General features: G+C 60.7%; 8 protein-coding genes. 5 read left to right on the top strand and 3 right to left on the bottom strand.

Features of this window, described 5'->3' with window-relative positions; genetic code table 11:
* Positions 1 to 3,097: MG2 domain-containing protein (locus AC1D1Z_RS30060; RefSeq protein ID WP_477852524.1), on the bottom strand; the 3,097-nt coding region annotated here is incomplete at its 3' end.
* 198 nt (positions 3,098 to 3,295) lie between these two features.
* Here AC1D1Z_RS30060 and msrA point away from each other — a divergent pair.
* A complete protein-coding gene (msrA, locus tag AC1D1Z_RS30055) occupies positions 3,296 to 3,997 on the top strand; it encodes a peptide-methionine (S)-S-oxide reductase MsrA (protein ID WP_018448757.1) in 702 nt (233 codons plus the stop codon).
* Positions 3,998 to 4,130: 133 nt separating this feature from the next.
* Here the strand turns inward: msrA and AC1D1Z_RS30050 are convergent, their stop codons facing one another.
* On the bottom strand, positions 4,131 to 4,295 hold the full coding sequence (locus tag AC1D1Z_RS30050) for a hypothetical protein (RefSeq protein ID WP_210068312.1): 165 nt from the start codon (positions 4,293 to 4,295) through the stop codon (positions 4,131 to 4,133).
* A gap of 377 nt (positions 4,296 to 4,672) precedes the next feature.
* Between AC1D1Z_RS30050 and AC1D1Z_RS30045 the strand changes: the two genes are divergently transcribed.
* The 3 genes from AC1D1Z_RS30045 (at position 4,673) to AC1D1Z_RS30035 (ending at position 7,448) form a co-directional block, all read left to right on the top strand.
* Complete coding sequence (locus AC1D1Z_RS30045; protein WP_028732717.1) at positions 4,673 to 5,119, top strand: hypothetical protein; 447 nt, start codon at positions 4,673 to 4,675, stop codon at positions 5,117 to 5,119.
* Positions 5,120 to 6,346 carry an HlyD family secretion protein gene (locus AC1D1Z_RS30040; protein ID WP_477852523.1) on the top strand — a complete coding sequence of 409 codons (1,227 nt, stop codon included), beginning with the start codon at positions 5,120 to 5,122 and terminating at the stop codon, positions 6,344 to 6,346.
* 661 nt (positions 6,347 to 7,007) lie between these two features.
* Positions 7,008 to 7,448, top strand: coding sequence for a response regulator (locus tag AC1D1Z_RS30035; protein WP_026231041.1), 441 nt, complete (start codon positions 7,008 to 7,010; stop codon positions 7,446 to 7,448).
* Positions 7,449 to 7,475: 27 nt separating this feature from the next.
* Here AC1D1Z_RS30035 and AC1D1Z_RS30030 read toward each other — a convergent pair whose 3' ends face one another.
* Complete coding sequence (locus AC1D1Z_RS30030; protein ID WP_026231042.1) at positions 7,476 to 8,216, bottom strand: TetR/AcrR family transcriptional regulator; 741 nt, start codon at positions 8,214 to 8,216, stop codon at positions 7,476 to 7,478.
* Positions 8,217 to 8,489: 273 nt separating this feature from the next.
* Between AC1D1Z_RS30030 and AC1D1Z_RS30025 the strand changes: the two genes are divergently transcribed.
* On the top strand, positions 8,490 to 9,689 hold the full coding sequence (locus AC1D1Z_RS30025; RefSeq protein ID WP_018448764.1) for a multidrug effflux MFS transporter: 1,200 nt from the start codon (positions 8,490 to 8,492) through the stop codon (positions 9,687 to 9,689).
* Positions 9,690 to 9,698: the final 9 nt, after the last annotated feature.

Genomic DNA, 9,698 nt, shown 5'->3' with positions numbered 1-9,698 from the left:
GCATATGGCTGTCCTGCGCGTCGCCGGGGCGGAAGAGCGTTGCGGTCACATAAGCACCGGCACCCCAGTCTGATGTAACCGGGATATCGACCTCGCCGCCGGTCTCGCCGATCGTGGCGTTCTGTACGGCAACCAGCTTTTCGGTTCCGGCCGTCACCATCAGCTCGCCGCCATAGCGCGAGGTGACTTTCAGCTTGGCGGTGTCGCCGATCTTGTAGCTGTCCTTGTCGAGGGCGATCTCAAGCCCGTCGGGCGTTTCCGTCGAGGTCGATGTCACGAACCAGCCGGCGTCGAATTCGACGCTGGAGGTCGGGCCGTCGGCATCGGGGCTTTCCACTTCGAGGCGATAGCGGCCCCAGGTCACCGGAACGGAGATCTTGCCGCCGTCCATCGTCGCGTCGACGCTACCGTTGGAGACCTGCTCGGCGGTGTAGACCGGCTCGTATTTCCAGGCGGTTCCCTCGCGATACCACTGATATTCGCGGTTGAGGCTATAGAATTTCCAGCGCAGGCCCTTCGTCTCCTGCTTCTGTCCGTCGGCCTTGACGCTGATCACCGTAAAGTTGGCGATCGAATTCTCCGGCAGATCGTCGGAAAATTCCGGCTTAACGCCGATCGAAGCGCCCTGGTTCTTCACCGGAATGGTCAAGGAGCGCTCGATGGCGCGGCCGCCCGCCTCCTGCATGCGCATATAGACAGTAGCGTTGAGCAACTGCGTCGTGGCCGGCAGGTCGCTGATGGTCAGGTCGGTCGAGGCTTCGCCGTTCTCGTCGAGTTCCGGCAGGCCGTCGATCGGCAGGCGCGAATCCTCGCTCGCCTCTTCGTCGGCGAGGCCGAAGAGGAAGCCCTTGTAGGCCGCACTCTCGCGCGTCGGCTTGACGACGACGTCGCCTTCGAGCGTCAGGCCGGCGGCCGGGGCGCCGTAGAGATATTTGCCCGAAACGGTGATCGTCGCCGGCGTGTCCGGACCGACTTCCTTGGCCTCGGTCTTGATCTCCATGTCGGTGCGATCGGGGACGAAATCGTCGACGAGGAAACTCTTGGTGGCGATCGCGCTGCCCTTGGGATCGGTATAGATGTTCATCGTCCAGGTGCCGCGCATGGCGTTTTCCTGGGTCGGGAAATCGATGGAGTAGCCGCCGAGATTGCTGGTCTGGCTGACGATCCGCCGGTCTTCGACACCGTCGGGGCGGCTGAAGATGAAAGTGAGCGGCAGGTTCTCGATGGCGTTGCCATCGGTGTCGCGGGCGAGCGCCTGCGCATGCACCGTCTCGCCGGCGCGGTAGATGCCGCGTTCGGTGAAGGTCAGCACGTCGATCGCGCCGGGTGCTGCGCGGCCCGTCACGCCACGGTCGGAGAGGTCGAAGCCGGCGCGCGTCATGTCGAGGAAGACGTAGTCCGACGTGCCGTTTTTGGCGGTAATGACGGCGGGCGTCAGCGCCGCCGTGCCGCGGATCAGGCCGGCAGTGAAGGTGGCGCGGCCGTTTTCGTCGGTGGTGGCAGTGCCGAGCACTTCATTGTTCTTGGCGAGCAGCTGCAGCTCTACGCCTGCGATCGGCTTGGCCGAGGCGAGCGAGCGGGCGAAGACGTTGAGCCCGTCCGTACCGGCATAGGTGGTGACGCCGATATCGGAGACCAGAAACCATTGCGTCGCCTGCGAATCCCACTCCTGCGCGGGGCCGTTTGCCGCCGTTGCGGTCATCACGTAGATGCCGGGCTTGCGCTCGGGCAGCGCCTCGTCGACCGGAAAACTGGTAGCGATGTCCTTGTTGAGCTCGTTGGCGATGTCGATCGAGCCCTGCCAGACGAGTTCGCCGCTCTGGTCCTGGATGTTCTGGGCGCTGTAGCCGTCGAGCTGGGATAGGAACTGCGAGTTGGTCAGCAGCGGTGCGATGGCGCGATCGCCGATGCGGTAAAGCTTCAGGTTGGCCGAGGTCATATTGACCGAGACGATCGGGATGCCACGGCGCGCCGTCGATGGCAGCACGAAGCTGTCGCCGGTGAAGCGCACCATCTGGCTGCGGTCCTTGATATAGACGTCGATGCTGACGGCTGCTTCGAGCGCTTCGTCGACTGATGACGGCAGGCCGGTGCGGAAGCCGATCTTATAGGTCTGGCCATGGGTCAGTCCCTCGACGCAGATCTGCTTGTCCTTGGTTTCCAAGGCCTTCGGCGCTTCGCCGTTCAGCGTCACGAAGGGGGTGTAGTCGGTGGTCTTGACGAGTGCCTCGGAGAAGGTGACGCAGGCCCGCGGCGTGGCGCTGTCGGCATCGACCGTGTGTTCGGTGATGCGGAACCCTTGCGTCGATTTCAGCTGCAGATAGGCCGCCTGCACATCGTCGGAGGCAACCAGCGCCAGGCTCGCCTTGTAGGCGTCGAGCGCCGGGCGGTAATTGGCGTTTCGGTCCAGGGCGTCGGCGAGGACGGCGAGCGCCTCGGCGCGCTTAGGTTTGGTGCGCGTCAGCTCGTATCCGTTCAGCGCATCGAGCACGGCCTGGCCGCTCGTACCGCTCTCGGCGGTGCCGAGCGAAGCTGCGGCGCGGGCGGTTTCGAGCCAAAGATCGGCGTCGTCAGGTGTGATCGACAGCGCGCCATGGAAGGACTTCAACGCGTCGGCCAGATTGTTGGCAGTGAGGTCAATGCGGGCATTGGCCGTCAGGCTGTCGGCGCCCTGGCCCTGCTGGTCGTCGGCCAGGGTCAGATTATCCTTGAAGTCGTGGGCCTGCTGGATGAGATCGTTGGTCAGGAAGGTCAGCCGCGGCGCGGCACCAATATCCCGCTCCTGCTGGCCGGCCGTTTCGACAATCTTGCCTGCGATGGCGCCGGGGAAGGCGTTCATCGTTTTGAAATCGGATTTCAGGAAGCACCATTTCACCTTGGGATTGTAGGTGAAGGCCTTGCAGCTCTTGTCGCCGATGCAGGATGTCTTGCACTGATCGAGCGAGACATTCTGCTCGGTGCGAAGATCGAAGCCGAAGAAATYGGCGTCCTTGATCGTCTGGATGTCGCGCTTGGTGTCCGCCGCGGCGGCGGAAAAGCTGATGGCGATCGTGGAAAATGCGATTGTCGCGAAAGCGAAGAACGAGCGCACGGACATAGGTTCCCCCCGGAAATGCTGGCTCTGACCGGCGGCACTCTCCTCACTCCTCGCGAGATTGTCAACTCAAGTTGAGCGCTGTTTCATCTTCGCACAGGCGCTTTCGTCCAGCTGTCACATCGGCGTGAGTGACCGCCTTGTGATTTGCGGCTTTTGCAAGGATGAGCAAGGATTTGGGCGATCGCAGGAGGTAGCGCCATGTCCACGTCTTCCCACCGCAGGAGGCTTGCCGCTCTCCTTGCAGCCACCCTATTCTCGTTCGGCGTGTGTGCCGCGGGCGCGGCCGAGGATGCCGTCGTCATCCCGCCGCCGGCCATTGACGAGGTGGCCGGGTCAGGCACCGAGACCGCCATTTTCGCCGGAGGTTGTTTCTGGGGCGTCCAGGGCGTCTTCCAGCACGTGAAGGGCGTTGAGAGCGCCGTCTCCGGTTATGCCGGAGGCGACGCCAAAACGGCGCAGTACGAAACCGTCAGCACCGGCTCGACGGGTCACGCCGAATCCGTCCAGGTGAAGTTCGATCCGAAACAGGTTAGCTACGGCAAGTTGCTACAGATCTTCTTCTCTGTGGCGCACAACCCGACGCAGCTGAATTTCCAAGGTCCGGACCAGGGAACGCAATATCGTTCGGCGCTGTTCGTTTCCGATCCACAACAGCGCAAGATCGCCCTGAGCTATATTAGCCAGCTCGACAAGGCGCATGTCTTTCCGCAGCCGATCGTCACCAAGGTGTCTGACGCCGCCGGCTTCTATCCCGCCGAGGCCTATCATCAGGATTTCCTGACGCTCAATCCGACCTATCCTTATATCGCCTACAACGACCTGCCAAAAATCGAGAACTTGAAGTCGCTGTTTCCGGCCGACTACCGCAGCCAACCGGTGCTCGTGAAGGCCAAGGGCTGATTGACACGACCGCTTATAGCCCAGTGTTGGCCGGAGCGGCGGCCGCAGATCTTCAACTGCTCATTGGCGGCCCAGCGATTCAGAGTTAATCGCCGCCGTCCCGCGCAGCAATGGATGCCAATGGTGCGGTTGATCAAAGGGAAACTGCAGGGTTCAGCGCCGTTATGGCCGCTCTGGCGCCGACGGCATAAGGAACCATCGTCCCCGCCTTGCGACCAATAACGTGGTCATGATCGGCGGGCTGCCAAGTCGGCATCTGCAATTCCGTGAGGACATTGAGCGGGAAATCAGGTCGCATTCCAACGAACTCCCGGCTGTCGCGGTGCCTCGTCGGCGCTCCCAATCCCCCTGGAGACAGTCATCGTGAACCCGTATGATACAGTAACATACTCCACAACCCCGCCAACGTCTCCCTACATCAGAGAAGCAGACGTGTCTGTGTCGTGGCCTTGGGAGTGAAATATGGACGGAGGCGTGGCCGCTGCTACGCGGCAGTTTCCGGCACATGGACTTTGCGGAAGCAAAACCCGAGCTTTCCAGGTGGGAGGCCTCGATAGATCCGACGCGTGGCGAGCGCCGTAGCATGTACGAGGAGTTGGTCGCGGCACTGGCAAAAGAAATCGAAGACGCTCTCGACGACGGCGCATTTCACTCTTTTTCTCTTAGGTGGTAGCAATGGAGCAATCAGTTCATCCAGCGGCAATCGAGCACCTGCCGATTTTCATCACTTCGCCCGGACAGACGGACTACCTTTTCGTTGTCGTCGTTGTCTTTCTGCTGGTGGCCGTGCTCGCGGTTGGAAATCTGTACTTCCAATTGCACGCCCTTCCCGAACGCAGAGCCCACCGTACGAACAAGGTGCAGATGGAGATCGTGGCCGTCCTGGCGCTCATCTCACTGTTCACCCACAACCATCTTTTCTGGATTGCCGGGCTGCTTCTGGCCTTCATTCAGATTCCCGACTTCTCCACGCCGCTTTACTCAATCGCCCAGTCTCTCGGCAAACTCTCCGGCCGCCAGGCTGACACGACAGGCGATCCTGCTCTGATAGCGGAAGATACTGTGGAAGCAGAGCCAACACCGTCACCGTCCAAGACCAGCGTACACGGAGAGGATATCTGAATGTTTGAGTTGCTTCTCTGCTCCATGCTGACGATCCTCCCCGACTATCTGTTCCGGCGCTACGGTCAGGGAAAGCGGATCGGCCGCGACATCACGCTTTATACGGTGTGGTACGAACTCCGGTGGGGTATCACCGCCTGCCTTCTTCTGACCGTTTCGCTGATCACGATGATTTTCTACTTCCATCCATCAGCCCAGACCGCCACCGCGATATTTCGAACCGTCACGATCATGCCCGAGGCAACCGGACGTGTAGAGGAAGTTTTCATCGGGCTGAACCAGAAGGTCGAGGCCGKATCGCCACTGTTCAGGCTCGATAATTCCGAACAGCAGGCGGCGCTGGAGACGGCCCGTCGGCGCGTCGCAGAAGTCGAGGCCGGAATAAAGGTGACCCAGACCGAGCTTATAGGGGTCGATGGCCAGATCAAAGAGGCGCAGGGTGCCTACCAGACGGCAGTCGACGAATACGAGATGAAGGCGCAGCTCCTGACGAACAACGCTGTCGCCAGGCGCGAGGTCGAACGCCTGGCAACGACGATCGACGGCCGCAAGGGAGCGCTGGATGCAACGGTCGCGAAAAAGCTGACCCTGGAGACACAGATCGCCGTGCAGTTGCCAGCTCAAAGAGCAAGCGCCGAAGCGGCCCTGGCGCAGGCGCAGGTCGAACTCGACAAGACCATCGTAAGGGCCGGCGTCGCGGGTACTGTGCAACAGTTTACGCTGCGTCGCGGGGACGTCGTCAATGCAATGTTGCGTCCTGCCGGGATCCTTGTGCCAGAAGGCGCTGGACAAAGCACGCTAATCGCCGGCTTCGGCCAGATCGAAGCGCAGGTTATGAAAAAGGGGATGATCGCCGAAGCAACCTGCATCGGAAAGCCGTTTACGATCATTCCTATGGTCGTGACCGACGTGCAGGAGGTTATCGCGGCCGGACAATTGCGCGCGACGGATCAACTCATCGACGTTCAGCAGACGGCGCAGCCGGGAACCCTGACCGTCTTTCTGCAGCCACTTTATCCGGGAGGGCTCAATGGCGTGCCGCCTGGAAGCAGTTGCATCGCCAACGCCTATACCAACAATCACGACGCGCTCGCCGATCCGAACATTGGCACGGTTAGGTGGTTTGCCCTGCATATGGTCGACGCCGTTGGACTTGTACATGCGATGATTCTGCGAATTCAAGCGCTGCTCCTGCCGGTTCAGACGCTCGTTCTGTCGGGTCATTGAAAGCAGAACAATACGGGGATCGTTTCATCGACGACTACAAGAAGAGACGTGGTGTGGGTGACTCGTCGGGCGGACGGATCACCGTCGTCCGTTCGGTTGTCAATCCAAATTCGTCGGCGGCGTCCTTCGCAAAGCCAACAAGAAGGACGAACGAAAGGATGGCCGCAAGAAGGAAAACCGGAACGGGAAGTGCATGTGCGAACTGGCGCTGAGGGAGGCGGACGACATGCGCCGAAAGACCTGCTCGGCCGCCATGCAATTACGTGCGTTAGAACACCACAAGCGCGCATTCGTCGAAACAACAAGACCCTTCTCCGCAGGAGACTGGAGGTTCGAAATACGCCCAGCGGGCTTAAAACTACCAAAGAATTAGTATCCACCCCGGCAATGCGCTTCAGATTCTGGCCCCCAAAAGGGAGAAATAATTATATCGTCTTGTCGCGCTCCCATCGAGCCGGCTGGCGTGAGATTGAGCACGATCCAGTTTTTGCTCAGTCAGTTTAAGAATTTATCAACGTTAACAATATCTTAAATCCAAAGAATCACGTTCCACCGCGGAACATATTGTGGAATTGCCCGTTACCACCGTGAGTTTCGCGTGGGATAGGCTGCCGGAGCGGATCCCTCTTTAGAAGTATGGGCGTAACCAAGGGGACGTATCATGGCCACCAATGTCGTGCGGCGCTGGCAACGAGATGATCTCATGAAACAGAGAGTATTGATCGTCGAAGATGAATTCCTGATCGCCCTGGACCTCGAGGCGACGGTGGAAGGCATGGGCATGCAGGTCGCGGGCCTTGCGAATGATTGCGAACAGGCGTTGCGGCTGGCGCCGCTTGCCGATATCGCCTTCGTCGACGTCAATCTCGCCGACGGCCCGACCGGGCCTGAGATCGGCCGACGGCTGGCGCAGGAGCATGGCATTGCCGTTGTCTTCATGACCGGCAATCCCGAAGTGGTCGCCGATGGCGTCAAGGGCGCGGTCGGCGTGGTTCAGAAGCCGGTCATGCCTTCGGTTGTCGAGCAGCTGGTGAAATATCTTGCCGCGCGCCGCGTCGGCATGTTCGCGGTCGTACCCTCACAGATGACGGTCTTTGCCTGATCGGCTGGCTTGATCGGAAAGGCTTGATCAGCCTGATATGGCTGCGAGCTGCGGCGGATGGCCGGCCTTTTCCGCCTCCGGCTTGCCATAGGCCTTGAGAAAGGTACGGACCGCGTTGCGCGCCGCCTTTTCCAGTTCTTCATCGGTGGGCGTCCCGCCGAGAAGGATCATCATCTGCAGGTCAGCATTGCCGAGTGCCACGAACTGCCGGGCGGCGACGTCGAAATCGTCAATGGCGAGCGCTCCCTTATGGGCAAGCCGCCCGAGAAGTGCGGAAAGTGCGGTGATCAGCTTGCCCGGCCCCTGCTGGCGCCAGCTTTCGAAGAGGTGCGGATATCGCTCGCCCTCTGTCTGCACCAGCTTGCGCAGAAATTTTCCGTCGTGGTTGCAGATGCAGTTCTTATTGAGGCGCACGGCGAAGGCCGTCAGCTCGTCCTCCAGATCGTCGGCGCGATCAGGAAAGGTCGAAAGCACGGAGAACAGCATGGCGTTGGCGCGGTTCATGACGTCTTCGACGACGGCGACGAACAGCGTTTCCTTCTCGCGATAGTGATTGTAGATCGTCTGGCGCGAGACACAGGCGACGGCGGCGATCTCGTCGATGCTGGCGCCGGCAAAACCCTGGCGGCAGAATACGTCGGCCGCGGCATCGAGGATCGACATGCGCTTGGCGCATTGTCCGCGCTGCGTATGCCCCGTCATTCGGGCTGCCGGTGTCATGCGATCTTTCATGATAGCGAAGATAAGACGTCTTGACGTTCTAGACAATGGCGTCTAATTTTACATCTATGTCCAAATTTGTTGACAGTCTTGGTTACACCGCTGAAGATATGAGCTCCCAACTTCGTCTTCGCGCGAACGATCATCATTGAACCCTAGCGCATCGGCCCGAAAATCGGTCCCGATTTCCGGAAAGCACGATGCGTAAATTCAAAGAGTTAGAGTCCTTCGTGCATCCGAGAGGACGCACGGCGCTCTAAGAGCAATGTAGCGGAGCGACGATCCGGTACCTCCGCCGCGCCTTTATGAAAGATCACCATTATGACGGCTCCCTTCTTTCGCATTGCCCTCATTCTCGGCCTTCTGTCGGCCATCGGGCCCTTTGCCATCGACATGTATCTGCCTGCACTGCCGTCCATCGGCCAGGACCTGCATGCCGATAACAACGTCACCCAGCTAACCCTTCTTGCCTTCTTCATCTCCTTTGCGCTCGCCCAGCTCGTCTATGGGCCGCTGTCGGACATGTGGGGCCGCAAGCTGCCGCTCTATCTCGGCATCGGCCTCTTCGCTGTCGCCTCGATCGGCTGTGCGCTGGCGACCGATATCGAAACGCTGATCGCCTTCCGTTTCGTTCAGGGTATCGGCGGAGCCGCCGGCATGGTCATTCCGCGCGCCATCGTCCGCGACATGCACACCGGCGTGCAGGCCGCGCGCCTGATGTCGCTGCTGATGCTGGTCTTCTCGATCTCGCCGATCCTGGCGCCGCTGACGGGCAGCGCCGTCATCGAGTTCTACGGCTGGCGCGGCGTATTCTGGGCCGTGACGATCGCCGCCTTCATCGGCCTCGTCCTGCTTGCGACCCAGCTGGAGGAAACCCGTTCGGCGAACGAACGCAGCGGCAGCGGTCTGAGCAGCGCCATGGCGGCCTATCGCCTGCTGCTCACCGACCGCAATTTCCTGACGCTGACCTTCATCGGCGGCCTCGGCATTTCGAGCTTCCTCGTCTATCTCGCCAACTCGCCCTTCGTGTTGATCCAGCATTACGGGCTGACGCCGACGCAATACAGCTTCGCCTTCTCGATCAACGCCGTGTCCTTCTTCGCGGTATCGCAGGCCACGGGCTGGCTCGGCGAGCGTTTCGGCCTGGTGCGCGTGATGCGGATTGCGGTCAGCGCTTATGCGCTTGCGATGGTGGTGATGGCGGTGGTGATGGCCTCAGGCTTCAACCAGCTGCCTGTCCTGGCGACCTTCCTGTTCATCGGCTACGGCTTCCTCGGCCTCGTCATCCCGACGAGCGCGGTGCTTGCCCTTGAGGATCACGGCGAGATCGCCGGCACAGCCTCGTCGCTGATGGGCACGCTGCACTTCGTGATCGCCGCCGTCGCCATGGTCATATCGAGCGTCTTCTTCGACGGCACTGCCGTTCCGATGGCCGCCGGCATCGCGCTCTGCGCCTTCTCAGCCTTCGCGCTGACCCAGGCAACGATCGGCCGCCGCGCGGCCGTTGCCGCCGCTGAATGATCTAAAGAC

The organism is Rhizobium sp. P1_E1 (assembly GCF_056406015.1).
The sequence above is the reverse complement of the archived record's forward strand: the minus strand, read 5'-3'. Positions and strand labels throughout refer to the sequence as shown.